The following is a 26835-nucleotide window of genomic DNA, read 5'->3' as shown; positions in this document are numbered from 1 at the left end:
TAAAGTTCTGAAACCTTTCAAAAAATGAAACGTTCAAAGTAACGTGTAGTATATTAATAATCATTACTATACTCAAATTAATTGCGTCCGAAAAATGTAACAATACCATATATTTTCTTTCCATTATTTAGGAATATTCTTGCACGAAAAACTAACATAAAAAATAAAGTATGGTAGATAAAACCAAAATTATTTCTTTTGAACTTTCTGACGGCAAAATAATTAAAGTAGAGGTTACGCCTATAGGAGAACAACCTGTTTCTGCTGAAACCAGAGTCTTTAAACAAGCGACAGAAATTATTAAATCCATTGCTGAAGATGTCGCAGGTACATTAAAAGATATTAGCGAGACAGTCAAACCAGATAAATTTAGTGTCAAACTAGGTTTACAAATTGGAGTTGAGTCAGGACAACTAACCGCTTTAATTGTGAAAGGAACAGGCACAGCTAACTTGGAAATTACGATGGAATGGGGTAAATAAAAGTTGATTATCTTAGAGTTGTGGTAATCTTTTTACAAAGATGTTAGGTGAGAGCAATTAATGGGTAACGAAGACTATTTACAACGCTGTACAGTGCGTTTAAATGTTGCCAGTAGTCAAGGAACTGGTTTTTTTGTTGCACCGAATTGGATTCTCACCTGCGCCCATGTAGTCGAATCTGCGAAAGATAACCCTGTGGAAGTATTCTGGAAAGCGGGAAACCAGAATTACACAGCTAAAGTTACACAATTATGCAAATATCCCCTTGATTTAGCCCTTTTACAACTGGACAAAGATTGTTTGGATCATCCCTGTGTTGAATTGGATGACACAGAACCCAAGACCAACGATGACTTATATATTTTTGGTTATCCCAAGAATAGCGAAGTTGATTATTCACAGGGAGATTCAGCAAGCTTTAAATATGAAGGAATAAGTTTTAAGCAGGATATTATTCTCTATAAGTTAAAGCAAGGGCAAGTTATCTCAGGCTTTAGTGGCTCGCCTTTGTTAAATTTACTAACAGGTAAAGTTTGTGGAATAGTGCATCTTTCCCGTGATGAGGGTAACGATTTAGGTGGGCGGGCAGTTTCAGCTCAAGTTATTGTGCAACAGTTTCCCAAAATTGCCTTACTTAATAAACAATTTCATCAGCCCAAGCCCAAAGGTGATAATCCATTTGAATATGGACTTCCTGTTCCTCCACAACGTTTTTACGGGCGGAGAAAAGAGATTTTAGAGATTAAAAACCGCATTGGCGCGATTAGTCCTCAATGTGTCAATTTAGTAGGCTTGCGGCGCAATGGAAAAACTTCTGTATTGCGATATATCAGAGAAAGAACCAGCGAATTTTGTTCGCCAGAACAAAAGCCTTTAGTTGTTTTCTTAGATTTAACAAATGGGAATTTTCATACTCCAGAGGGGATTATTGAAGGCTTAAGGCGAGGGATTCACAAACTAACAGGGAATTTTCCTTGGTCAAAGAAAGATAATGAAGATGGCTTTGCAGTAGAAGATGGCTTACAGGTGTTAGTAGATGAAGGGTATCGTTTAATTATTTTATTGGATGAGTTTGAAGCCATTGCTAGTAAAAAAGATAGATTGGAATTGTTTCAGGATTGGGGAGAAGATTGGCGTTCTAAGGCTTCTGCGGGTTTATTAACAATGGTAATTGCCAGTAAACGCCCTCTTAATGAAGTTTACGAAACTTTGAGTCTGGGTTCTCCCTTTGCCAATATTTTCAGTACGACTATTTTAGGGGCATTAGAAAAGCAAGCTTGGCAAAGCATCATCCAGAAAGGACAGAAAGAATTTCTGCCTAATTCTGCGGTATTACAATGGGTGGATGAGTTAGCAGGAGGGTTGCCCTATTATGTGCAGATGGCGGGGGCGATGTTGTGGCAAAATAGGAATCAAGAAATAGCTAAAAATGAGTTTAATTTTCAAGCAAAGCCTCGTTTTGAAGAACTTTGGAAAGATTTAACCAAAGGTGAACGTTTAGCATTGCGTTATGAGTTAGGAGAGAGTAATTTACCTATTCCCGATCTGGGAATTGTAGATAGGCTTCAGCGTCATGGGTTATTACGGAAGAATGGGGGTTTATTTAGCAGTGTTTTTGCAGAGTTTGTGAAAGGTCAAAGATAAAGCAATAAGCCAAAGATTCAAACATTAAATATAAAAAATGTTACTGTTTTTGCGAGAAACTTGGGAACTATTTTGGTGGGCAATGTTTTGTCCTTCAAGGCTTCAACAACGAATGAATGAATGGTTGCCTCAAGAAGAGAAAAATGGACGTAGACAAAACACAGATTTTTTTGATATTTTATTTTTAGGAAACTTCCGATTTACTACTCAGTATCTATTACTATTATTTATTTCTAATATCCCTCTTTTTTTAAAGCTAATTGAGCATAATCAATTATTAGATTGGTTACAGTTACCTTGTGTAATGTTAATTGCTTATGCGACAGGAGTTTTCTTTTTACCTTTAGGACTGGTTATCCCCTTGTTGTGGTTGATAGTTGTATTAAATCAGCCTGATAGTTGGTTAAAGGGCTTAATAGAAGCTATTAAAGTTTTACCTTTTTTAGCTCAAATCGTAGGTCTCGCAGTTTTCGGAGTATCTATATCATTAACTGTTTGGTTAATGCAACTGTTAAAAAAACATCTTTCTCTTACTCGTAATGTGATGGTCGTGGGAGGAACAATCAATGTGATGTTAGGAACGTGGTTAGTAACTCAAAACTGGTTGTTCCTATTGTTAGTAAGTGGAATAACAGGCTTTCTCCTATTTTTAGCAATCGAAAGTATAAAAAATAGTGATAATGCGGTCGTCATGGCGGTCATCGTGGTGATCGGAATGATGGTCATCGTGCAAGGAGTCGTGGGGGAAGTCGTGGCGGTCGCAGTGGCGGTCGGAGTGGGGGGAGTCCTGGTGGTCGGAGTAGTGGGAGTCGTGGCGGTCGGAGTGGTGGGAGTCGTGGAGGGAGTTGCTACTTTACCGCTTACTTGGTTTTCGGTTGTTGCAAGTTTAATCGCTTTCGCTCTTGCACCAGCAAAAGATAACACGGTTTTGATGACCACTACAGTGATTTTAATAGCTCTTTGTGCCCTAAATTTAGGATGGCTTTCAGCATTAATGATCGCTGTAACCTTAGTCAGCTATTACAGAATATTTCCTGATTATAGCTTTATTTTTTTAGGTGGTTATTATACATCCCCTAATTCTTTACTAAAACTTTTCAGATTTTCAGATTCAACAATTAGGTGGTTACGTCCCCAAACAGCAAAAATACTTTTTCAATTACCTCCTTACACTAGCGAACTCTTGTGGATACCTTTACCTAATCATGCTCAACTTCTTGTTTCTGAATTTCGTGAAAGACCTCAACAAGCCTTAACAATCTTTCAATATACCCAAACTTTTTCCTTACCAGGATTTCAAATAACCCTGCAAAATGCCTTACCACAAATTGTCGCTGACCAACTCAAGCAAATTCAAAGTATTCCAGAACTAATCTTTACTGCCAACTCAAACCATCCCATATTACCCTTCCTGATTTCCCCCTTCTATCACCTCGATTCTGACAGTGATACCCCCACTCCAGAAACACCTTTACCAAGGGTTAAATCTGAACTTTCTATCCTTCTTCCTCGTTTGCAAACTATTATTCAAGATATTCAATCTGCACTCGAAAATGAAAATCTACACCTACGAGAACGAGGATTGGAAAAAATCAATAACAAGCTTGTTCGATTACAATCTCAATTATCTTCTCTGGGACTTAAAGACGAAGCCATCAAACGCTGGGCACCTGTACTAGAACATTGGCAAAGGGTTATTGAACTGGAACAAAATGAACAACGCAAACTCTCTGAAGGCGAACTAATCAACCCATTCCAATATGGAAATCCGGTGCGACTTGAGCAAAAAAACTTGTTTAAAGGTCGTCAGAAATTTGCCAATGAAATTGTCCGTCGAGTTTTAGACCGCGACCGACCTACCCTTGTGCTGCATGGCCCCCGTCGTTGTGGTAAAACTTCTTTTTTGTATAACTTTCCCCGCCTGCTTCCCAGTGATATCCTCCCTGTATTTGTGGATATGCAAAGTTCCGCCATTACCACCAGCGAATCTGATTTTTGCTTTGGCTTAGTCCGTGCAATTCATAAAGACTGCAAAAGTCAAGGCGTTCAATTACCAAACATTCCTAAACGCACCGATTTTCCAGCTAGTCCCTATACCACTTTAGAAGATTGGTTGGATGAAGCACTTGCCCAAATCGGAGAACGGCGCATCCTTCTCAATCTTGATGAATTTGAAAAAATCGGTACAGCCATCCAAAAGGGACAGATAACTTTACGTTTATTTGACGAACTGCGCCACTTAATTCAACATTATGAACAACTCGGTTTTCTCTTTTCTGGGGTGCAAACTTTAGAGGAATTAGGCCCAAATTGGAGTAGCTATTTTATCAGCGTTGTCCCGATAGAAATGCTTTATCTTGAACCTAACGAAGCTGAGGACTTACTGCTTAATCCAGATCCAGCTTTTACACTACGTTACGCTCCAGGCATTGTAAAAGAAGTATTAATGCTTACCAATTGTCACCCTTACTGCCTACAATTATTGGGCGCATCAATGGTGAATCAAGCTAACTTGAACCATACTGATTTTATTACTGCTGAACTATTGGAAGCTTCTATTAATGACGGATTTATTTACGGTCAACCTTATTTTACAAATATTTGGACAGAATTTACAGGAACTACACCAGAAGAAATAGTAATTGGTCAAGAATTACTATTACAAGTTGCCAGAACAGATATTTTATTACCTATAACTACAGAAATTGCTGAAAAGGTATTAACCCGCTTGTTGCGTTATCATATTTTACAAAAAACCAATGGAGGATATGATTTTGAAATTCCTCTGTTAAAACAATGGGTGAGAGAGCGTGCAGTAAGAAGCTAATTATTTAAAGTAAAGAATTAGATAAGGCACACAACGCAACCTTTTTGTTGCGACTATAGTATCCAATATTTAAACTTTTCCATCGTCTATGAATCAATACGGTTCAGTTAAGGGCTACTGGCAACAATTTTGGGTTTTCGAGACGCGATAAATCGCCGTCTCTACAAGTGTTTTGGGCTTATCTGAACTGTATTGGTCTATGAATGACTTTAAATTTTATCATTGAGGGTTCGTTTCTTCAAAAATGCTCAATCAAAATCAAACACCTTTATTAGATGCCTTAAAAATCAATGCAGCAAGACTCCATGCACCTTTTTACACTCCAGGGCATAAACAAGGTGAGGGAATTTCTCAATCCTTGGCTGACTTATTTGGTAAAGCCGTCTTTCGCGCTGATTTAACCGAATTAGCAGATTTAGATAATCTCTTTGCACCCCAAGGCGTTATTCAAGAAGCACAACAACTGGCGGCTGAGGCATTTGGCGCTTCGCAAACATGGTTCCTTGTCAATGGTTCTACCTGTGGGATTGAAGCGGCAATTCTCGCAACCTGTGGGACGGGCGATAAAATTATTCTGCCTCGAAATGTGCATTCTTCTGCGATCGCAGGTTTAATTCTCTCAGGTGCAATACCAATTTTTCTTAATCCTGAATACGATCCAGTTTTAGATATTGCTCATAGCATCACACCTGAAGCTGTACAATCTGCACTCCAACAACATCCAGATGCCAAAGCAGTGTTGACAGTTTATCCAACATATTACGGCGTTTGTGGAAATTTGAGTGTGATCGCCAACATTACACATCAATATAATATTCCTCTACTCGTAGATGAAGCACACGGCGCACACTTTGCCTTTCATCCAGAATTACCCACTCCAGCCTTAGCCGCAGGTGCTGATTTAACTGTACAATCCATCCATAAAGTACTCGGTGCGATGACACAGGCATCGATGCTCCACATTCAAGGTAATCGGATAGATTGCGATCGCATCAGTAAAGCTTTGCAACTCGTACAATCTACCAGTCCTAGTTATTTACTTTTAGCTTCTTTAGATGCAGCGCGTCAGCAAATGGCACTCCAGGGAAAAATACTGATGTCTCGCACTTTGCAACTTGCTGAAGAAGCTAGAACCAGAATCAGTCAAATTCCTGGATTATCTGTTTTAGAAATCTCGGCTTTGGGGGGATCTCCCGGCTTTGTAGCTTTAGACGAAACACGATTAACTGTCACTGTTTCTGGTTTAGGTTTAACCGGATTTGAAGTAGATGAAATTCTTGATGAAAAATTTGCTGTCACTGCTGAATTCGCCTCACTGCAACATCTCACCTTTATCATTAGTTTAGGCAACACCCCAACCGATATTGCGCAATTAGTGCAAGGTTTTACCACTCTTGCCAAAGAATATCACCGAACCAACTTGACTCTTAAAAACCAGGTTGGGCAAAATCTGGGCAAAACACTGGATTATGCTTTACATTTTTCACCCCGTGAAGCCTTTTTTGCTGTCAGTGAAATACTACCTTTGACACAAACCAATAAACGTATCTGTGCTGAAATCATCTGTCCCTATCCCCCAGGAATTCCTGTGTTAATGCCGGGAGAAGTCATTACCAAATGTGTTCTTGACTATCTGCAAAAAATTCAGGCGATGGGAGGTTTTATCAGCGGTTGTGCTGATACTAGCCTCAAAACTTTGAAAGTTGTGAAATAATCTCCAAACTCCAAGCTTTTTAATTATTTTTGATAAAAATTTAATTTATTTCCAGGTTTAGGATTAATTGCTGTAGTGTTTGGTTTATTTCGCTACAAACGCAATCAAGCAACTTGTCTAAAATAATCAGAAATTTTTGGCAGCATGGCGCATGACGCGAACTTATTACAGATTTTCGCTCATGCGCTATTTCCTTGCTCCCTACCTTCTACAATAAAGATAGACTTTATTGAGATTTGTATAGTTGGGGATAGGCTGTCATGGCTCCCGCCGTTTTAATTCAAAATCTGCAAAAACGCTACGGTACAGTGGTTGCCGTCCAGGATGTTTCCTTTCAGGTAGAACCAGGAGAAATTTTTGGTTTACTTGGCCCCAACGGTGCTGGTAAAACTACTACCTTGCGTGCTTTATGTACACTCACCACACCGGATGCGGGCAAAATTGAAGTATCTGGCATCTCTGTGTTAGATAATCCAAGAGTGGCAAGACAACGACTAGGCTACGTAGCTCAGGAAGTCGCTATAGATAAGGTGCTGACTGGAAAAGAATTGCTGCAATTGCAAGCAGCACTTTATCATCTCCCAGGTGCAGTAGCCAAACAGCGTATTGAGACAGTCTTAGATTTACTTGGTTTGCAAGAATACGCCAATAAAAAGACAGGGACATACTCAGGCGGTTTACGCAAGCGCCTAGACTTGGCTGCTGGATTGCTCCATGCACCGGATGTTCTGGTGTTGGATGAGCCAACTGTTGGGCTTGATATAGAAACCCGTTTTGTGGTGTGGGATTTCTTGAGAAAATTACGCGCCTCTGGGACGACGGTAGTAATTACCAGCCATTATTTAGAAGAGATTGACGCTTTAGCCGATCGCGTGGCAATTATAGATCGCGGCATCGTGATTGCCAGTGGCACACCTTCACAATTAAAAGATCAAGTAGGGGGCGATCGCATCACCTTGCGAATCCGCGAGTTTTCCCCCATTGAGGAAGCAGAAATTGCCAAAAACCTGTTGCAATCTTTGCCGTTTGTCCAAGAAGTCATCATCAACAGCGCTCAAGGTAATTCTCTCAACTTGGTAGTGACACCTCAGAACGATGTTCTGATTAACATACAGCAATCGCTGAATACCGCTGGCTTGCCCATATTTGGCATCGCCCAATCTCGCCCCAGCCTCGATGATGTTTACCTCGCCGCGACAGGACGCACACTGATGGATGCAGAACTGGCAGCCGTTGCCACTCGCGATCCCAAGGCTGAGAAGAAGCAGAATATGAGATAGAGAATGGGGAATAGGGCATGGGAGTAATTTCCAATGCCCAATCTAAAATCCAAAATCCAAAATCCAAAATTGCTATGAGTGTTACTCCTAAATCTGATATCAATTGGCAGCCGCTAGCATCGCCACAAGCAGATGCGAATGCTGCACCTAACTTTTTCGGTGAATTGGTACAAGAGACGTTGGCTTTAACTCGTCGCTTGTTTATTCAGTTGCAACGCCGTCCTTCATCTTTAGTTGCCGGAATTATTCAGCCAGTAATGTGGTTGATACTGTTTGGCGCTTTGTTCCAAAATGCTCCTAAGGGTATATTTGGCAATACAACCAATTACGGTCAATTTTTGGCTGCCGGCATAATTGTGTTTACAGCCTTTGCTGGGGCGCTGAATGCTGGTTTGCCAGTAATGTTTGACCGCGAGTTCGGCTTTTTGAATCGTTTGCTGGTGGCACCGTTAGCATCACGGTTTTCCATTGTCTTTGCTTCGGCAATCTTCATCATCAGCCAAAGTTTGCTGCAAGCAGCGGTGATTGTAGCAGCGGCGGCGTTCTTGGGGGCAGGGTTACCCGATGCAGCGGGTTTAAGTGCGATCGCTTTAATTGTCTTCCTCTTAGCTTTGGGCGTAACAGCAATCTCTCTTGGTTTAGCTTTTGCTCTACCCGGACACATTGAATTGATTGCAGTAATTTTTGTCACTAACCTGCCATTATTGTTTGCTAGTACTGCCTTGGCTCCTCTATCCTTTATGCCTCAATGGTTGCAGGTTGTGGCTACCCTAAATCCTCTCAGCTATGCGATCGAACCAATTCGCTATCTTTATCTCCACAGTAGTTGGGGGCTAGGTAGTGTAGTGATGCAGGCTCCTTGGGGCGATGTTACCTTTGGGGGAGCATTGCTGATATTGTTTGGCTTTGCCCTTGTCGCCTTACTGAGTATTCAGCCCCAACTGCGGCGGACTCTTGCTTAAAGAGATAAAATAGAGCAATTTTAGGGTCAAAATCCCATGAAAAAACCATTTTTACAAATTTCTAGACTATTTGTGGCTACCGTGGCAGGAATTAGCTTTGCTTCCTTGCTCATGGCTCAACCCAGTTCGGCTCAAGTCAGCCCAGCGGATTCTTTTCCCAGTAATAGTACAACAGACCAAAATACCGATCCATTTTCCCGCACGAACTCAGATAATTTCAACATGTTTGACCTGATTCATCGGGCGAATTTCGGGACTCTCAACTGGAATTCTGACCAACAGAACGAACAACTAGACTCAGCCGCAGCAGCCTTTAAAGCAAGGCAAGAAAAACTAATTCAAGATCAACAGCAAGCAACTCCCCGTTCGCCATTGGTTATACCACAATCAGTGACACCGCCATCAGTTACACCAGCATCAGGTAACTGAATTCAAACGAAGAACCCCAAGCCTCTGGAGGCTCGGGGCTAAGACTATTTAAAAAATCCTTAGTTATCAGGTAAAAAAAACTACAGCCCAAGTGCAGCTAAAACATCGCTAGCATGGGTGGTAGTATTTACACTGGTGTCAACATGGGTAATTTTACCGCTGGGGTCAATTACATAGGTGACACGCTTGGCATAACCGCCGCCATCCACATCGAAAGCTGTGATTAGGGATTTGTCGGTGTCAGCCAGTAGGGGAAAATTCAAATTATATTTTTGGGTGAATGCCTGATGGGAGACTTCATCATCTGCACTGACTCCTAATACTACAACATCTTTGCCTTGATATTGAGGCTGGGCATCCCGAAAACTACAGGCTTGTTTGGTGCAGCCTGGCGTGTCATCTTTGGGGTAAAAATACAAAACGACGGTCTTTCCGGCAAAATCAGATAAAGAGATTGTGTTGCCGTTTGTATCTTTGGCGGTAAATGCAGGTGCATCCGTACCAACTGCTAGAGGCATAATTAACCTTTCCTGTTTCAGATTGTTGATGCACTTGAAATTTTACATTAATTTATAATGTTTAAATATAATTACTAAAAAATAGCACAACTATACTTTAGGTAACCAATTTTTGGTTAAATGAGGTAGTTAGTACAAGAAAAAATATATTCTTAGATTAATCTTTATCAGAAGAAAAATTTCTACCTATACACAATGCCTGCTGTTGATTCCCAAAACCCAAATATTTTTGTCTATCCTCAGAGCACAGTAGAAAGAGCCGAGCGATCGCTAGTGTGTTCACCTTTCAATTTATCTTTATTTGAAGTGATGGGACACCAGAGTGTGTCATTAACTGCGATCGCCCTGGAAAATGGACTCAAACAAGGCTATACTAAGCGTCCTTTATCAGAATTAGCCTGTGACAACGCCTTGGGCTGGCTAATCCAAGTAGGTGTATTGCGACGAGAAGTCGATGGTCAGGGAATTACAGATAGTTTTCGCCTCACTCCTTTGGGTCGCCAGTTGGTGGAACAATATCAGGGAAAAAATTGGCGGACACCTTCATGGCGCGATCATTTATCCGATATTGTGATTCGTTGGTTGCGGATACCCTTTTAGAATAAAAAACCAAAGAGTTAGGATTAGGCAATCAAAGGGAACAATATATACGGAAACATCACATCTATTCATGAAGTCTTTACCATAATCATCTAATTGAAATTTGTGATGGCGTTGGTAGCAAGTAAAGAAGGGAGACACGGAGAGGGAGAGACGCGGGGACGCGGAAAAATTATCAAATCCTCTCTCGTGTCCCCATGTCCCCGTTTCTTTTTTCCTCTTAAAAATTCACCCTGTATCTTGAAAACTAACTAATAGCAACTATGAAATCAATTATGGTAGTGGGGACAACATCCCATGCAGGGAAATCACTTTTAACTACAGCTATTTGTCGCATTCTGTCGCGGCGTGGCTGGCGGGTGGCTCCCTTTAAAGGTCAAAATATGGCTTTAAATGCTTATGTCACTGCCAGTGGTGGAGAAATTGGCTATGCCCAAGCAGTACAAGCTTGGGCGGCGGGAGTCGTACCTTGGGTAGAAATGAACCCAATTTTACTTAAACCCCAAGGGGATATGACTTCCCAAGTAATTATTAAAGGCAGGTCTGTAGGCAAGGTGAGTGCCTCAGATTACTACGAGCAATATTTTGAACTGGGGTGGCGGACAATTGAAGAATCGCTACAGCATTTAGGAACGGAATTTGACTTGCTGGTTTGTGAAGGTGCCGGTAGTCCAGCAGAGATTAACCTCAAGCACCGCGACTTAACTAATATGCGGGTGGCAAAACATTTGAACGCGTCAACGATGTTAGTGGTTGATATTGATCGGGGTGGCGCTTTTGCTCATGTTGTTGGAACCTTAGAGTTATTGGAACCGGATGAACGCGCCTTAATAAAGGGTATAGTAATTAATAAGTTCCGAGGACAGCGAGCGCTCCTAGATCCGGGGATAAAATGGTTAGAAGAACGCACGGGTATCCCCGTTATCGGTGTTATACCTTACCTACAAGAAGTTTTTCCAGCAGAAGATTCCCTTGATCTGCTAGAACGTCAATCGTCGTCGAATAAAGTCCAAACTGACCTCAATATTGCGGTCATCCGCTTACCAAGAATTGCCAATTTCACCGATTTTGATCCACTGGAATCAGAAAGTACAGTTTCAGTTAAATATTTAAGTCCTAAGCACGATTTAGGACACCCCGATGCCGTGATTATCCCAGGTACAAAGACCACAATTGCTGATTTACTGCTACTGCAAAAAAGCGGTATGGCAGAAGCTATCCAAAACTATGCTGCTTCTGGTGGAACGGTTTTAGGTATCTGTGGTGGTTATCAAATGCTTGGTCAAATCATCGCCGATCCAGAAGGGATAGAAGGACAAGCTGGTAGGTATCAAGGGTTAAATCTTTTACCAATCAGAACTGTAATTACAGGACAAAAAATTGCCCGCCAGCGCCAAGTTAGCTCAAATTATCCGCAACAAGGCTTGCCAGTTAATGGCTTTGAAATCCACCAAGGGCGATCGCGCATCGAACAGCAAGGCATAGATCCACAATCCTACCATGCCCTATTTGACGATATTAATTTAGGGTTAGTGGATAGTTGTCAATCTGTGTGGGGTAGTTATCTCCACGGGCTTTTTGACAACGGCCCTTGGCGACGGGCTTGGTTAAATCGCCTCCGTCAACAGCGGGGTTTAAAATCTTTGCCTACTGGTGTTGCTAATTACCGAGAACAGCGAGAGCAGATTTTGGATTCTTTAGCCACTGAAGTTGAAAGCCATTTAGACTTAAGTCTGTTTTTGTCTTAAGCTAAAATGCGTTGAAGTGTCATTAGTCATTGGTCATTTGTCATTTGCAAATGACCAATAACAAAGGACAACTCTGAGGAGTCAATACTAAATTAAATGCGTAACATTGATGGTTGTTCGTGTCCGTTTTTTACCAGATGATGTCATAGTAGATGCCGAAGTGGGAGAAGCCCTCTTAGATGTAGCAGACCGGGCTGGGGTATTTATTCCCACTGGTTGTCTTATGGGGTCTTGTCACGCTTGCACCGTCGAATTAGAGGATGGAGAGATCATCCGCGCTTGTATCACCGCAGTACCGCCACGCGAGGAATTAACGATTAATTTGTTTAGTGACCCAACTTGGTAATGTCAGCCCTGTTATTGACAAGGACTAGTATAGTAAAACAAGTCAATGCATAAATAAAAATCTAATTAATGATTAGATTTTTTTGGATCGACAGCAACGAATATTTGAACCATTGTTTCTTACTGTGGCCTGTGGCGATCGCATTTTTTAAGAAAATTAATGCCAAAGAAAATCCGGGAACTGAAGCAAATGCTTTCCCAAGTGGGTTTTACAGAAGTCCCTGGAAAAGGAAGTCATACTAACTGGGTGCATCCCCTCTATAGTGGAAAAATCACGATTTCAGGCAAAGACGGAGCAGATGCTAAACACTACCAAGAGAAGGAAGTGAAACAGGCAATTGAGGAAGTAGAAGGGAAAGAAAAAGATGAGTAAGCTTAAGTACCAAATGATTATTCAATGGTCTGATGAAGATGGTTGCTTCTTAGTAGGATTCCCTGATTTTCCAGGACAACGCTGGCGGACTCATGGAGATACTTACGAGTTGGCTGTGGTAAATGGAATTGAAGCTTTAGAGTCTCTAATTATTGCTTACGAAGCTGTAGGTGATCCACTTCCAGAACCAACAGTAAGTAGAGTGCGTTAACGCAATTGAGTATGTGGTAACTAATGCTGAACAATTTGCGCGATCGCAGGTTATTTTGTATCTATATCAATTAGCTTTAACATTCAGCGCATATTCTTTAAACCTTTCTAAATCAGCTTGAATCGTTGATTCAACTATCCGCCCCAAAAATAAGTTATCCATAATTTTGCCAATCATGCCGGGGATGGCGTAGGAAATGGTCATTTTGACAACACTACTACCGTGGCGATCGTAAAAGCGAATTGCTCCCTGATTCGGCAAACCATCAACAGATTCCCATTGGATAATTTGGTTGGGAACAACTTTAAGAATTCGTGATTTCCAATTAAATTCTAGACTGCCCGTCTTTAATTTCCAAAGAGATATATCTGGATTATCTGGCGGAATTTTCACCGAATCAATCCATTTCATCCACCGGGGCATTTGCTCTAAATCAGCCCAAAGGCTCCATACTAAATCTATGGGAGCTTCTACTTCTACCTGCACAGTATGCTCTAACCAATCTGACATTCTCTCTTTTTCCTTCGCGTCCTACTTTTCGAGAAGCCACTTCGTGTCTACGCGTCCTTTGCGGTAGTCTGCGGCAAGTCACTGCGTGTCTAAATCAATTCTTCAAACTCTCTAAAATCACTTTTGCCGCCCGCCGTCCAGAAATAGTAGCACCTTCCATGCTGTCGATGTAGTCTTGCTGAGTATAACTCCCTGCAAGGAAGAAATTATCTACTGGGGTTTTTTGGTTAGGACGATAGGCATCCATCCCTGGCGCTTCTCGGTAGAGAGACTGAGCAAGTTTTACCACACTGTACCAAGTCATATTTAACTCCCGCGACGAGGGAAACAGTTCATGGACTTGCTTGAGGACATGCTGTGCGATCGCTTCATTACTTTGTGCTATAAACGGATCTCCCGGTGTCAGCACTAGCTGTAACAATGAACCCTGTCCTGGGCGATAATAATCAGCAGGACTAGTCAAGGCCAAATCGGCAAAACAAGAAAAGTCAGCATCGGCTGTGTAAAGTAAATTATCGATTCCAGCCGCGTGATTTAGCTGTTTACGTTGCTCTCCATCGTTCAGTTCCGTTACCCAACCATCGAAGCGTAACTGCACTGTAGCCACTGGTACTGCATCCAGTTTGTAAATATTGTCAAATTCCGACCACTTACGCCACTCCTGCGGTAGGATGCGTTGGATTCCTGGAACATCACAGGCAAAAACGTAAGCATCAGCAGTGATAGTTTCTACTGTATCACCTTGGGCAACTACTATACCAGTGACGCGGGTTTGTTCCTCTAACTCAGTAAACTGAATTTCCCGCACTTGCCGACGGGTGTAAACTTTGGTTCCTCTAACTTCTAAGTATTCCAGAATGGGCTTGTGTAAATACTCCGATGGAGAACCTTCCAGCATTCGCAAAACTGAAGCTTCAGTTCTGACAGCAAATAACTGGAATATCGTTAACATACAACGAGCAGACATATTTTCGCAATCAATAAATCCCAATGCGTAAGCAATGGGGTTCCACAGGCGCTTGATGCTGCCATTACTCCCACCATGACTGCGAAACCAATCGGCAAAGCTAACTTTATCTAAGTTGCGGATGGTTTTCATCGCCCCGTTAAAGTCTACCAATCCGCGAACTATGGGACTAGTACCCAAAGCGATCGCATTTTGCAGTTTATCCTGTAACGATAGTTGAGAAGTCGTGAAAAATGCCTTTAAGCCATTGAAAGGCGCACCTGTAAGGAAGCGAAAATCCAGAGCACCAGTGTGCCCTCCTTTGTTAATAAAAGTGTGGGTATGTTCCTTGAGGCGTAAGTTTTCTAACACCCCCACTTTCTTCATCAAGTCAAACAGTTGGTAATAGCAGCCGAAAAATACATGCAATCCCATTTCTAAATGGTTGCCATCTCCATCAACCCAACTGCCAACTTTACCACCGACAAATGGACGAGACTCAAAAATCTCTACTTCACAACCAGCATCTGCTAGATCCACTGCGGTTGCTAGCCCAGCTAGTCCCGCACCTACGATTGCAACGCGCATTCCGTCGTTCCTTTTCAGTTTCTTTACAGATTGTAACTGGGTTGGTGTCGGAATTTGCTACTTAATATCAACTCCATTAGTGTATCAAGGCATGGCAATGTCGATACTAAAACCTCTTTGATCACTCCTTTTAGTCCCGGTAATTGACCAGACGCGAGAAGAACGCGTCTGTATCAGCTAGACAAACTCTTGTCCATAGCGGCGGACTCAAAAAAGTATCATAGCTATTTTTTTGGTGGCAAAGCAGTGATCTGGATAAGTCGTAAAAGTAACTTCTTACTTGTTTACATCTTTGCCGTCGTCAGAGACAGGCAAACTTCTAATCAGTTCACGAATCACATCGGTTGCGGGTCTACCTGTTTGTTGACAATATTTTTCTAGTTTTTCCGCTTCCTGTGTTGCGAGATTGACAGTTATACGTTTCACAGCCCATTTTTTATTTGTCATTATCATGCTATTTGCTGTATATTCAGATGTTCGAAAGGGTCTAAGTAAAGAGGAAAACGATAAGATTATCAGAGTTTGTCTCAGGAAACAAGTAATACCATTAATATTAAAAATGTTCGTTTTGTCAAAGTATTCATCATTTTCTAAAGAAATCAAAAAACTACACTTTATTTGTGACTATTGTGACAGTAGAAAGAGCACATACTTGCTTTTGAGGATAATAACCCTACTAACAGCATCAGTAAAGCCTGGCAATGAAATTTGATAAATGAATTTGAGACACCTACTGTTGACTCAATGATGATTTACAAAGTTATTCTCCATTGAAAGCATTTGACCTTCTCTCTTAACCAAGTTCGCCAAAACCACTTGGAGAGAACATCTGATACAACACCAGAAAATAAAGCTGTAGAATCATTATCATGCTGAAATGCTGGCTTAGAGGTGGTTTAAAGTGGTGTGTATAGATTGTGAATAATCACTTAAAAGCAAGCAAATAAGCGATCGCTCTAGAACAAACACCCATCTGTACCCATTACTGTAACTAAGAAGTTGATATCTGCTTGAACGTTTATGATTTTTGGCTTCTCTCGATCAAGCTGATTGTTTTTCTGTGCCAATATAGTAGCCATAAAAAAGGCCGCAAGACTCAGTTTGCTGGGTGTAAATAGCCCAATTGTTTGGTGAATTTTAACAATATTATCTGTAATTTTACATAGATGATGATCCCATAATAGATATGGTGTTAGTTGGCTGTTGCCAATAATAATATTTTAGTTTTATTTCATGCTTTTAGACTAACTTCTCGTAAAAATACGATGAAATTTTAGATGTGTTTTATCTTCCCTCTAGCGATATAGTTTATCTTAAGCTCAACAATATTTTTCGCATGGTTCGTATTCATCTATCAGAAGATTATACAAATAATTTTTCGCTGATTACTGGGCTAAAAATTCCACATCAGACCTCTTTTTTATATCTAAAGTAAGAGAAAAATTACTGCCAAAAAGATTTTGAAATACAACCATTATTTATTGTTAAATGTACCGTAAAAATAATTAGATACTTCAAAATTTTTGGGAGTGTATTCATTATATCCATGATTTTTGGGCTTTAAATAAACTTTATTTAGACTATAAATAAGTTCATTTTCATACTTTATAAAAAAATTACAAAGAAAAATTTATTACCTGAGCTTTTGCTTAATGATATTGATATATAACAAGATCCTAAGGTCAAAAACTTGTTAAAAAAAGATTCTGATATTGAAGTGCGTCGCTTAGGTTTGATTAAACCGGACTTCGTAAATAATTTTTTATTACTTTGTAATTCTTTATACTGGCAAATGTTTAAATTAAATTACTGGAAAACTATGAGAATATAGATACTTCATGAAATTTGGGTGAAGTTAACTTCTAATCACTGGTTGACTATTAGAGTTGACATATACATGACAAAATCCAGCGCTCTGAGAGAGACGCGGATGAATAAGGATGAAAAGTGCTGAGTTCTGAGGGTATTCGGAGACTCCGAAAGCTCCGGTTAAAAGACCGTATTGCCGTGCAGGATATATACTAAGTACAATAGTACGAAATATTTTTCAATTTATTGAACACTCAGTAACACCACTTGCTCTTCAGCACTGAGTTTGCTCAATATTGTGAATCAAATACACATCGACTTAATTTATCATAGCCGTAACCTGACATTTAGGATTACGGCGATTAGTGCAACTATTCCAATTTAAGTTGGGGCATCAGTTGGAGAGTGCCAAGACCTAAATCTTTAGGTGAAAGCGATCGCGCTTCAAACAAAGCCATCATATCTCGTAACTGAGGATTGCCACGGGAAGCTCCTGTTAGTCCTTTGGCAATGATTAAGCCACAGTAGCCCTTAGTATTTTTACACCGTTGATTCCATTTTTTTCGGGCTTCTACATGAATAGGATCTTCATCTAAAAATTCACCGAATAGGAACAATTCACCATTTTGAGTTTGTAATAAACCCAGGTCGTAGCGATCGCCATCGAAGGGGTCGGCACCTGGATTAAAGCAAATTGCTCTCAGTCCACCTGCTGCTTCAATTCTTTCAATTACAGTCTTAGCCTTGGGCCGGGAAGTTTGAATTAAAATCACCGGCAAACCATCACCCACTTGTTTGATTTCACCAGCCTTATGGTAGCTGACCCCTTTACGAAGGTACTCCAACATTTCCCAGGACACTACACCTAAGCTGAGGAAGGAATCTTCCGGTATCAAGTCATCTTGCAATGATTGGAAATTCGGTGAGCCAAGGTTGTCAATCTCCTCGTTATCGACACCAAAGCCTGCCATTTCCTCTAATTCTGCTGCTAACTGCGGCATCGTAGAGACTGTCACAGCCACAGATTTAGTTGATTCTTCCGGCTGTGGTAGAGAAACGCGATAGCGACGGCTGAGGGTAGGGAAGATGTCCTCATGAAGCTGGCGACGGTGATCGCGAATAAAGCGGCTTAGGCTTTCGATCGCAACGAAGATTACCAGTGCTTCTTCGTCATACAAAACAGACCGTAGTCCTTCTAAGGGGTGGATATTACCGAACGTGGGGTCAATTTCTGATAATGGCAGATCCGCCAAATCACTTTCTTCATCCTCATCCTCATCTTCATCGGCTTCGTCAGCACTCTCAAAGGTGAGAAACAGGCAATCTTGCTTGAGGAACGCTTCTTCTAGATGCTCCGTTGATTGTTCATCTCTTAAAACTGCGGCACGAAACCGTTTTAAAGACTCTTCTGAGCGATAAAACAAAATCCCATACTCCATTCCCAGCATTCCCATAACTGAAGCGTAGAGTGTGCCAACATCCCACTTATTAATCTCGATTGACAAAATTTGCTGTTCTTCCAAAAATTCCCAAGGTGCTGCTTGCCAAATTGCAAATGCTTTCTCTCGCAAGATTTGTGCATACTGTGGGGGTAAGTCGGGGGTTTGACTATCGAGGATGTCAGCGAACCCCCGAAATAGTTCGTCAATCAAAGGCAGTTCTGGTGCGTAGTCAATGGCAATATCTAAATCTTGCAGCACCCCCCGCAGGTAAAATTGGATCTCACGATCTTTGACTACAATTCTTTGGGGTCTGGCAGGTCTTGCCGGACTGTGGGGATGCTCCATTGCTCGCATTAAAGTCCGAACTATTGCTTCTGGGCCGATATCTGAAGCTACCACATCCATTCCTCGAACTACACCTTGGGAGTAATCTACCCAAAGAATGCATTCTCCCTTTTCCTCTGAGTCTGAGTGCTGGTTTGGTGATGACAACGGACGGCGATCGCCCTCCCATACAGAAGGAATTTGAGTTAATTTCTTCAAGCGACGACTGGTAGAGCGATTAAAACTTGTCATAGAGTAAGTTAATCAAAAGAAGCAATTTGGAAGTAAACTTTGGGGGATAGCTAGCCTCAGATTAGGTTTTTATGGCTGCACCTGAAAAAATAGTTGCTTCTCAGACTGCTGCCAGGCTTGAACTCCAAAAATACCGAATCTATAAACACACTGAGTCTCTCAATTCTAGAATAAAAACCTTTGGCTGCTTTTAACGGAGTGTTTACAATTTGGCATCTAGCGACATTTAAGCCGCTAGAATGAATACAAAAACACCAAGGATAACCCAAAGGCATTAACAAGCCGATACAGGGTAAAGCTTAGATTAATTAAGGAGTTGAAAAAGCAGATGACACAAGCAATTCAGCCTCAACAACGCGGAATTCTGTTGAGCGAAGCCGCATTGCACCAGGTAAAATCCCTCCGGGACAAGCAAGGCACAGATTTCTGCTTACGGGTAGGAGTCCGTCAGGGTGGCTGTTCTGGGATGTCTTACATGATGGACTTTGAAGACACTAGCAAGATCACCCCGCAGGATGAAGTTTTTGACTATGATGGCTTCAAGATTGTCAGCGATCGCAAGAGTTTGTTATATCTCTACGGCTTAATGCTAGATTACAGCGATGCCATGATTGGTGGTGGCTTTCAATTCACTAACCCTAATGCCAACCAAACTTGCGGTTGCGGCAAGTCATTTGGGGTTTAGTCAAAAGGAGCCAGTCACGTGCGAGGGTTTTTACCATTGAGTCAACTCGCTCTCAAAAATCAAGAGTCAAGGTTTTTTGACTCTTGACTATTGGTCTATGACTATTGAATCATGACTAATGACTATTAACTAATGATTATTGACAAATTTACTATGACTCAAACAGTTGAATCCCTGTTTGATACAGGTCTGGAACGCTATAAAGCAGGAGAAGCAGTAGATTCTTTAATCCCTGTGTTTAAAGAAGTGTGCGATCGCGCTCCTAAAACGAGTGCTGCTTGGATCTGTTTGGCGTGGTTGTATCTACTCGATAACAAACCCAACTTGGCTTACAAAGCTGCACAGAAGGCAGTCAAGTTAAATCCACAAGACCCACAGGCTAGAGTCAATCTCGCCTTAGCAATGCTGGAAACAGGTCAAAAAGGTTTACGAGAACATATTGATATAGCACAACAGTTAGTTTATGTCAACCCAGAATGGCGCGATGAAATAAAAAGCAGTATTGAAGACGGTTTAAGTAGAAAACCAGATTGGCAGAGTTTGATCAAAGTCAAAAATTGGCTGTTGGAGGAGTGAGAAGTTAGGAATTGGGAGTGAGGAGTTAGGAGTAAAATTCAAGTTGGCAAATCCTCACTTCTAACTTACCCATCACTTAGTTACCAGTCGTAAAATTTTGGGCAATTAGATCAAAGGATAAATGAAAGATAAATTGTTAAATTGGCTAAACACGATTTTAGTCGCAGATGTTTTTTTAGTTTTGTTTGGCTTTGTCTGGTTAGCGATCGCTGCGATCGGTGATTCTGTAGGAGTAAATCTGGGTTTGGATTTGTGGCATCAACTCTGGCAACCCGTGTTTAATCCAGCGATTGGCATCCTCATGGGCGGTGCGATTCTCAGCGGTATTATCAGTTGGGTTTCAAGAAAATTTCTATCTAGTCAATAGTTAAGGGATTGGGCATTGGGCACAAGACTCAGAGGGGCAGAGTGCAGGGGGAAGAGGGGAAAATTCTTCTTCCCGGCTCTCTGCTCCTTAGTCTCTTTGAAATGTTGACTTTTGACCTATGTAAGAATTTGTGTTAGTGCTGATTGCAAATTAGGATATTTGTACTCAAAGCCTGTTTCCGCGGTGCGCTTGGGAAAGACTTGCTGACCTTCTAAAACGACTATAGCCCCGTCTCCTAAAAGAGCTTCGATCGCAAAAGCAGGAACAGGCAACCAAGAAGGGCGATTCATCACTTGTCCCAAAGTTTGGCTTAAATCTGCCATCCTGACTGGGTTAGGGGCAGTGGCATTATATACACCTTCTATTTCCGGTTTAGTTAAAGCTTGCAGAATCAGGTTAACTAAATCGTCTATATGAATCCATGAGAACCATTGGCGGCCACTGCCAATTGGGCCACCAGCAAAGAGTTTGAAAGGCGGAATCATTTTACCCAAAGCACCGCCATTGCCCAGAACAATCCCAAAACGCAGAATTACCAGCCTTACACCAGCATCTTTTACCTTTCTCGCCTCTGCTTCCCAGGCTTGGCAGACTTGGGCGAGAAAATCGTTACCAGATAGACTTGTTTCATCAAAGGTTGCCGTTTCACTAGTGCCGTAGTAGCCGATAGCCGAAGCGTTAATTAACACAGATGGTTTGGGGTTAGCATTGGCTATTGCTTCAACTATTTTTTGTGTACCTAGCTTCCGGCTATTGAGGATTTCTTGTTTGCGTTCTGGTGTCCAGCGTCCTTCGCCAATGGGTTCTCCTGCCAAATTAACTACGCCATCACAACTAGCGATGACACTTTGCCAAGAACCAGATGCATCTGGTGTATAAGCAAGAATTTCTAGATTGGGGAAAGCCTCAGATGGAAAAACCTTTTGAGCAAAGGCGGTATTCCGAGTTAATACTACTATTCTATGACCTTCCCCGTGGAGTTGTTGTACCAAATGACTACCGACAAATCCTGTTGCTCCAGTAATTGCGACTTTCATTTTCTACCTCAGCCAAACCTTTATTGTAAAGTTTTTGATCAAACTTTCATGACTGTATATCTTGATAATGCCTGATCTCAAAATTTAATCACTTTCCGTTTAGATGCTTCGGTATTATAGGATGGACGGAGTGTTGCAAGGCGTGGGGCTATTATGGCTCGCTATACCTGTTCATTTATTGTTTCTGTTCCTAGTGACCATCTCCAGCCGTTACTTGTAGAACTTCTACAAGACTGTCAGTTGGATATTCAATACCACACGGGCGATTATATTATCGCTCGTGAGATTCCCGGCAATGTTCCTTTTCCCAAATTGATCACAGTAGAAGTACTGTTTGATAAATCAAAATCTACTGAAACAGAAACCCGAATGAGTATTGTGATTAAAAATGAAGAACTACCACTCCAACTAGATAATTACTGCCGACAAATGTTTGAATTCATCAAGCAGGCTATTGAAAGTAGCCGCCATTGGCATTTGATTGAAAGTCTTGCGGGATAGCTTTGGTGATTTAATTGATACTCCCACGGTTTCAATCCGTGGGAGCTTAGACTGTTATTGGTAGTTATAATTCACTCTCCCACATCCTCTAAATCCTCGGCCATACCGGGGTTTATTAGTGTAATATCGTACTCACTCGAATCCGTTTGTCCCAAACGCTGAGTATTTCTTAAAAGGTAATAAATGGCACGCACTTGAGGGCCAAAAACGATCTCGTCTTCATTTTTTAGATCGTGATTTGGTATTTTGCGTCCATTAATCATCAAACCGTTGGAACTAGGCTTCCCTTTGGCATCGCCATCTACAATCCGATAATAGTAGCTATGACTATTATGCTCTCGTGGCAATCTCACTAATGTGGCATGGCGGCGGGAGACAAACTGCGACATCAAACGGATATTACACTCGCGGTCTCTACCGATAGAGTAGACGGGGTGCTCCAGAGAAAATTCTTTGCGACCTTGATCGTCTTCAATAATCAGTAGATGGTTTTCATTAGTTTCTGCTGCCATTGACAAATCGCTGGAACTGTGATTAATCAAGATTTGTTTAGTATCGTATCTTGCCATTTTCGCGCACCATAAGTCTGTGGTGCTGATCTAAATAAGCTTTAAAATTGCATAATACCTTGAAAGAGTAGAACTTGTTCGTTCTACTCCAGTAGCTATGATAGCTTTGGTAAGTATCTCAAGAGGCTTTGTGGACTGTGTAAAACCTTTATATGGGAACAACCAAGATTTGTGCTTGGAAATTTTACGTGAAAAAGAGTATTTTACGGGTGATGAGCTAATCGCCGTAATAATATTGAGTTTGTGACAACGCTAACAGAGCTAAAAGCCATTAATGCAGCAGCACCAGATGGGTTAAGGACAAAACCTAGACTAGGGAACAAAACACCTGCGGCTAAAGGAATTCCAACTGTATTATATGCAAAAGCCCAAAATAAATTTTGGCGGATTTTGTTGAAAGTGGCGCGACTAAGCTGAATAGATTCAACGACATCGTTTAAGCGATCGCGCATTAGGACAATTTCAGCAGTTTCCATTGCCACATCTGTCCCGGAGTGTAAAGCAATTCCTACATCTGCTTGGGATAAAGCTGGAGCATCGTTGATTCCATCTCCTACCATTGCAATTACTGAGTGCTGAGTCAAGAGTGAGGAGTTAGAAGTTTTCTTTGTCCCCTTGTCTCCTTGTCCCCCTTGTCTCCTTGTCCCTTCTAACTGGAGAGACTGTATTGCAGCCGCTTTTTTAGCTGGGGGAACACCCGCTATGACATCAGCACTGTCTAATCCTAGTTGTTTGGCTATGGCGCTAGCTGCTTCTTTGCGATCGCCACTGAGCAGCATTACCCGTAAGCCCATCTGACGCAATTTGTCTACGGTGGATTGGGCATCTGGTCTCAGGGTATCAGAAACTGCAATTAACCCGGCGAAAGTCCCCCCAACTGCTACGCAAACGACTGTTTTACCATCTGTTGCCAAATCCTGTGCTACCTGTTGTGCAGTTTCGTTAATCGCAATACCGTGCCAACTCAACCAGTCCCAGTTACCCAACAGTACAACTTTGCCCTCTACCACAGCAGATACCCCTAGTCCTGGTTCCGTGTGAAAGTCCACAGCCTCTGGAATAGATAACTGTTGCCCCTGTGCTTCTTGCTGAATCGCTTTTGCTAGGGGGTGATGAGTACCGCTTTCTACGGCTGCTGCTAGTTGGATGAGGGTGTAGGGATTCCCAATGTCCATTTCCGAAATTAACAGACAATCTGTGACGATGGGATTACCCGTAGTCAGAGTGCCAGTTTTATCAAAAACTACAGTGTCTAATTGGTGTACTCTTTCTAAAACGTCGCCGCCTTTGATTAACAGACCCCGTTCTGCGCCCATAGCAGTCCCAACAAGAATGGCCGTTGGTGTGGCAAGTCCTAAAGCACAGGGACAGGCGACTACCATAACTGCGATCGCTAGTTTTAAACTAATTAATAAAGGGGAATGGGGAGAGACGCGATTCATCGCGTCTGTACTAGGGAGTAGGGAGTGGTGGGCTTCATGTGTAGCGTGGCTCATCATTTCCATGCCACCAGACATGGTGACATCAGTCCAGATGTGAGTACCGAAAAAGTACCAAAAGATAAATGTTAATACTGATGCTGTGAGCACACCGTAGGTAAAGTAACCAGCTACTGTATCTGCTAATTTCTGTACTGGTGCTCTCCGAGTTTGGGCGGCTTCTACTAAAGCAACGATTTGAGCTAGAGTTGTATCACTTCCAGTCCGGGTTGCCTGAATAGCGATCGCTCCTGACTGGTTTAGCGTCCCTCCTGTCACCGGATCGCCTGGTTGCTTGATCACTGGCACGGCTTCCCCAGTCAACATGGATTCATCTACCGTTGTTTGTCCAACCACCACTTGACCATCAACGGGGATTTTATCACCTGGCAGCACTTGTAACCATTCACCAACACGCACCTGTTCAGCAGGAATCTCTACGCTAGAAGATCCTATTCCTCCTTTCTCTGGGTTAGCAATCAATCGCGCTACCTGTGGCTGAAGTGCTAGCAATTTCCTAAATGCAGCAGCGGCGCGACCTCTAGCTTGTTTCTCTAATGTCCTTCCTAAGAGAATAAAGCCCAGCATCATTACTGGTTCGTCAAAGAAGCATTCCCAACCCATTTGGGGAAAGAGCAGCGCTACTAAACTGGCAATGTATGCTGTCAACGTTCCCAATCCCACCAGGGTGTTCATGTTAGGCGCATTTCGCCGCCAGCCTAGCCAGCCATCTACTAAAATCGGGCGACCGGGAATTAATAATGCCACTGTCGCCAGTCCACAGTGAAACCAGATGTTATTCAGTATTGGTAGCACTGAGCTACCAAGATTACCAAAATGCCCACTTCCCGACAATACCAGCAACACCGCAGCGATCGCCAACTGCCATACAGAAGAGCGCATTTCTCGGCGTTGTCGTTCTGCTGGGTCTAGTAAAGTAGATATCTCGCCAGCTACTGTACCACTAGCTTTTCGGGGTTGAGTCGGGAATCCAACGGCTGTTAATCGCTGTGCTAGTTCATCTGCATCTACCGCACCAGTTTCTGACTCTACAACAGCTACCTCTGTGGCCAAGTTCACACAGGCACTTTTGACTCCTGGATGTTGGGTTAGCTGTCGCTCTACTGCGTTCACACACCCAGCACACTTCATACCCCCAACATCGAGAATAATTTTCTCTAGGATTGGGTCAAGTTCTGGGGCTAGCTTAGTTTTTGGGACGAGTTGCATGGCAAGTGTTTAGATTCGCTACAGAAATTCAACGCCTGACTAAAAGCGTCTCTAATTTGAGCGTAGGCGAAATATGGAACTACGACTGTATGTCAACCCTATTAAATTTCTTAATTTATCGGATCTCGCTGACGGTTAATGACGGCTCCAGCGTAGATAAGTCACATAGATAACAGCTAGCACCTGTATTGGCATAAGGACAATCAGGCTTTTCCAAAAATTGTGAATTTCCAAATTAGACATGGCACTGAAATAGCCAAAGCCCAACAGCAAGAAGAATATCCAGATCAGCTGTTTACGTTTGATGGTTAGCATAGTAGTAGGATTCAGAATTTTTATATACTTTAAAAAATACACAACACCTTTAATTAATTGTTACAAAGAAAGGCAGAAGGAAGAAGGAAGAAAAATTTAGTTCTGGGTTATTGTGCAGTCAAAAAAAGAATTGGATCGAGTGGAAAGTGCGGCAAGATACAAAGCGCGGAGTGTCTCCGCCTCCGCGTTTTGTATCTTGCTACAATCCCATGTTTTTAAACATGGGTTCCTCATATCTCTGATAGTAATAAATTGTCAAATTTTAGCTAATTCAGCAAATAAATAAGCAATTAAGTATTATGTACATAGATTTACAAAAGTAATTAATGACACATTCTTTAAGGTATACGCAAGATATATAACTTCACAGAGGAACCCAAGTGTGAAATATAAGTTTTTAAAACCAGCCCTGCTTATTCACAAAGTAGGTATTTACAAATTCTTCAGGAGACTTATTCAAATAGATCATGCCTTCAATTAAACCTACAAGTAGCATAATTAACAAGGCAACGCCGTAGGTGAAAGAACCCACGACTACAGAAATCAGCAACATGATAAAGCCTTCTGGAGCGTATCCTAGAATAAACTTATGAACCCCAAATGCTCCAAGGATAATGCCACAGTAACCAGCTAGAAGTTGTTTGGTAGGGTGACTAGGGTTGAGATTTGCCATATGAGTACTGCTCCTTAATAAGTGAGATATAAAAATAAAGTCTTTATTGTAATGAAAGCGAGTAAATGTATTTGCTTAATAAATAGATTTTTAATTTTTTCGGTACAAGTAAATCCCAAGACAAATAATCAAAATCAGCGTGCTTCTATACCAGAGGGAACGCTAAAGTTTCTTGCGGAATAGCCTGAAAATCTGGCGCTCCTTGATAACTTTTGGTGGATTTGATGATCGCAAACCTTGGTACGGCAGTTTTGCAGATTTTCAGGTAAGACATTTATTTAACTTGAGAAAAATTAGCCTCAATAATCGGCAAAAACTGCTACACCACTTTTTACAAGTTCATCAGTATTATTTCCGGATTTTTTGCGTAGGCGTAGCCCGTCGTAGATATCGCTTTTAG

27 protein-coding genes are annotated in these 26835 nt (G+C 41.7%); 17 read left to right on the top strand and 10 right to left on the bottom strand.

Going from position 1 to position 26835, the window contains the following annotated elements:
• Nucleotides 1-170: 170 nt before the first annotated feature.
• The 7 genes from H6G92_RS12730 (at nt 171) to H6G92_RS12700 (ending at nt 9338) form a co-directional block, all read left to right on the top strand.
• Nucleotides 171-482, top strand: coding sequence for a CU044_2847 family protein (locus H6G92_RS12730; RefSeq protein WP_190894040.1), 312 nt, complete (start codon nt 171-173; stop codon nt 480-482).
• A 60-nt stretch (nt 483-542) separates the two neighbouring features.
• Nucleotides 543-2126, top strand: coding sequence for a trypsin-like peptidase domain-containing protein (locus H6G92_RS12725; RefSeq protein WP_190894039.1), 1584 nt, complete (start codon nt 543-545; stop codon nt 2124-2126).
• Between the two features lie 37 nt (nt 2127-2163).
• Nucleotides 2164-4953, top strand: a complete 2790-nt coding sequence (locus H6G92_RS38820) for an AAA family ATPase (protein WP_199344800.1) — start codon at nt 2164-2166, stop codon at nt 4951-4953.
• Between the two features lie 244 nt (nt 4954-5197).
• A complete protein-coding gene (locus H6G92_RS12715; RefSeq protein WP_190894038.1) occupies nt 5198-6667 on the top strand; it encodes an aminotransferase class I/II-fold pyridoxal phosphate-dependent enzyme in 1470 nt (489 codons plus the stop codon).
• Nucleotides 6668-6927: 260 nt separating this feature from the next.
• Entirely contained in the window at nt 6928-7947 is a 1020-nt protein-coding gene (locus tag H6G92_RS12710; RefSeq protein WP_190894037.1) for an ABC transporter ATP-binding protein, read from the top strand.
• 74 nt (nt 7948-8021) lie between these two features.
• A complete protein-coding gene (locus tag H6G92_RS12705) occupies nt 8022-8909 on the top strand; it encodes an ABC transporter permease (RefSeq protein WP_190894091.1) in 888 nt (295 codons plus the stop codon).
• Between the two features lie 36 nt (nt 8910-8945).
• Nucleotides 8946-9338, top strand: a complete 393-nt coding sequence (locus H6G92_RS12700) for a hypothetical protein (RefSeq protein WP_190894036.1) — start codon at nt 8946-8948, stop codon at nt 9336-9338.
• A gap of 80 nt (nt 9339-9418) precedes the next feature.
• Here the strand turns inward: H6G92_RS12700 and H6G92_RS12695 are convergent, their stop codons facing one another.
• Complete coding sequence (locus H6G92_RS12695) at nt 9419-9856, bottom strand: peroxiredoxin (RefSeq protein WP_190894035.1); 438 nt, start codon at nt 9854-9856, stop codon at nt 9419-9421.
• A 195-nt stretch (nt 9857-10051) separates the two neighbouring features.
• Here H6G92_RS12695 and H6G92_RS12690 point away from each other — a divergent pair, with 195 nt between their 5' ends.
• From H6G92_RS12690 to H6G92_RS12670, 5 genes are all read left to right on the top strand, one after another.
• Complete coding sequence (locus H6G92_RS12690; RefSeq protein ID WP_190894034.1) at nt 10052-10456, top strand: Npun_F0494 family protein; 405 nt, start codon at nt 10052-10054, stop codon at nt 10454-10456.
• Between the two features lie 263 nt (nt 10457-10719).
• Nucleotides 10720-12204, top strand: coding sequence for a cobyric acid synthase CobQ (gene cobQ / locus H6G92_RS12685; RefSeq protein ID WP_190894033.1), 1485 nt, complete (start codon nt 10720-10722; stop codon nt 12202-12204).
• A 109-nt stretch (nt 12205-12313) separates the two neighbouring features.
• Nucleotides 12314-12550, top strand: a complete 237-nt coding sequence (locus tag H6G92_RS12680) for a 2Fe-2S iron-sulfur cluster-binding protein (protein ID WP_190894032.1) — start codon at nt 12314-12316, stop codon at nt 12548-12550.
• Nucleotides 12551-12709: 159 nt separating this feature from the next.
• Entirely contained in the window at nt 12710-12922 is a 213-nt protein-coding gene (locus tag H6G92_RS12675; protein ID WP_190894031.1) for a type II toxin-antitoxin system HicA family toxin, read from the top strand.
• Nucleotides 12915-13133 (top strand): type II toxin-antitoxin system HicB family antitoxin, encoded by a 219-nt coding sequence (locus H6G92_RS12670; RefSeq protein ID WP_190894030.1) that lies wholly within the window; start codon nt 12915-12917, stop codon nt 13131-13133. The genes H6G92_RS12675 and H6G92_RS12670 overlap by 8 nt, the downstream gene beginning before the upstream one ends.
• Nucleotides 13134-13199: 66 nt before the next feature.
• On the opposite strand, the gene H6G92_RS12665 is transcribed toward H6G92_RS12670, so the two are convergent.
• The 4 genes from H6G92_RS12665 to H6G92_RS12650 form a co-directional block, all read right to left on the bottom strand.
• Entirely contained in the window at nt 13200-13643 is a 444-nt protein-coding gene (locus H6G92_RS12665) for an SRPBCC family protein (RefSeq protein WP_190894029.1), read from the bottom strand.
• A 94-nt stretch (nt 13644-13737) separates the two neighbouring features.
• Nucleotides 13738-15177, bottom strand: coding sequence for a 9,9'-di-cis-zeta-carotene desaturase (zds, locus tag H6G92_RS12660; RefSeq protein WP_190894028.1), 1440 nt, complete (start codon nt 15175-15177; stop codon nt 13738-13740).
• Nucleotides 15178-15453: 276 nt separating this feature from the next.
• Nucleotides 15454-15630, bottom strand: coding sequence for a CopG family transcriptional regulator (locus tag H6G92_RS12655; protein WP_174710394.1), 177 nt, complete (start codon nt 15628-15630; stop codon nt 15454-15456).
• Between the two features lie 1727 nt (nt 15631-17357).
• Complete coding sequence (locus H6G92_RS12650) at nt 17358-19004, bottom strand: DUF6930 domain-containing protein (protein WP_190894027.1); 1647 nt, start codon at nt 19002-19004, stop codon at nt 17358-17360.
• A 328-nt stretch (nt 19005-19332) separates the two neighbouring features.
• On the opposite strand from H6G92_RS12650, the gene H6G92_RS12645 reads away from it, so the two are divergent.
• The 3 genes from H6G92_RS12645 (at nt 19333) to H6G92_RS12635 (ending at nt 20632) form a co-directional block, all read left to right on the top strand.
• Nucleotides 19333-19689, top strand: a complete 357-nt coding sequence (locus H6G92_RS12645) for an iron-sulfur cluster assembly accessory protein (protein WP_190894026.1) — start codon at nt 19333-19335, stop codon at nt 19687-19689.
• Nucleotides 19690-19842: 153 nt separating this feature from the next.
• Entirely contained in the window at nt 19843-20265 is a 423-nt protein-coding gene (locus tag H6G92_RS12640; RefSeq protein WP_190894025.1) for a tetratricopeptide repeat protein, read from the top strand.
• 121 nt (nt 20266-20386) lie between these two features.
• The gene (locus H6G92_RS12635; protein WP_190894024.1) at nt 20387-20632 is read left to right on the top strand and encodes a hypothetical protein; all 246 of its coding nucleotides are present in this window, start codon (nt 20387-20389) and stop codon (nt 20630-20632) included.
• A 116-nt stretch (nt 20633-20748) separates the two neighbouring features.
• On the opposite strand, the gene thyD is transcribed toward H6G92_RS12635, so the two are convergent.
• A complete protein-coding gene (gene thyD, locus H6G92_RS12630) occupies nt 20749-21669 on the bottom strand; it encodes a thylakoid membrane protein ThyD (RefSeq protein ID WP_190894023.1) in 921 nt (306 codons plus the stop codon).
• 153 nt (nt 21670-21822) lie between these two features.
• On the opposite strand from thyD, the gene H6G92_RS12625 reads away from it, so the two are divergent.
• Nucleotides 21823-22170 carry a hypothetical protein gene (locus H6G92_RS12625; RefSeq protein ID WP_190894022.1) on the top strand — a complete coding sequence of 116 codons (348 nt, stop codon included), beginning with the start codon at nt 21823-21825 and terminating at the stop codon, nt 22168-22170.
• 71 nt (nt 22171-22241) lie between these two features.
• On the opposite strand, the gene H6G92_RS12620 is transcribed toward H6G92_RS12625, so the two are convergent.
• The 4 genes from H6G92_RS12620 to H6G92_RS12605 all read right to left on the bottom strand — a co-directional run bounded on the left by H6G92_RS12620 (nt 22242) and on the right by H6G92_RS12605 (nt 26435).
• A complete protein-coding gene (locus H6G92_RS12620; protein WP_190894021.1) occupies nt 22242-22739 on the bottom strand; it encodes an FHA domain-containing protein in 498 nt (165 codons plus the stop codon).
• A 203-nt stretch (nt 22740-22942) separates the two neighbouring features.
• On the bottom strand, nt 22943-25447 hold the full coding sequence (locus H6G92_RS12615; RefSeq protein ID WP_190894020.1) for a heavy metal translocating P-type ATPase: 2505 nt from the start codon (nt 25445-25447) through the stop codon (nt 22943-22945).
• A 135-nt stretch (nt 25448-25582) separates the two neighbouring features.
• Nucleotides 25583-25762 (bottom strand): hypothetical protein, encoded by a 180-nt coding sequence (locus tag H6G92_RS12610; RefSeq protein ID WP_190894019.1) that lies wholly within the window; start codon nt 25760-25762, stop codon nt 25583-25585.
• Between the two features lie 397 nt (nt 25763-26159).
• Nucleotides 26160-26435: a TM2 domain-containing protein gene (locus H6G92_RS12605; protein WP_190894018.1), complete on the bottom strand. Its 276-nt coding sequence runs from the start codon at nt 26433-26435 to the stop codon at nt 26160-26162.
• A gap of 172 nt (nt 26436-26607) precedes the next feature.
• Here H6G92_RS12605 and H6G92_RS12600 point away from each other — a divergent pair, with 172 nt between their 5' ends.
• Nucleotides 26608-26835, top strand: a complete 228-nt coding sequence (locus H6G92_RS12600; RefSeq protein WP_190894017.1) for a hypothetical protein — start codon at nt 26608-26610, stop codon at nt 26833-26835.

This window comes from Nostoc foliaceum FACHB-393, assembly GCF_014698505.1.
Classification (GTDB): domain Bacteria; phylum Cyanobacteriota; class Cyanobacteriia; order Cyanobacteriales; family Nostocaceae; genus Nostoc; species Nostoc foliaceum_A.
The sequence above is the reverse complement of the archived record's forward strand: the minus strand, read 5'-3'. Positions and strand labels throughout refer to the sequence as shown.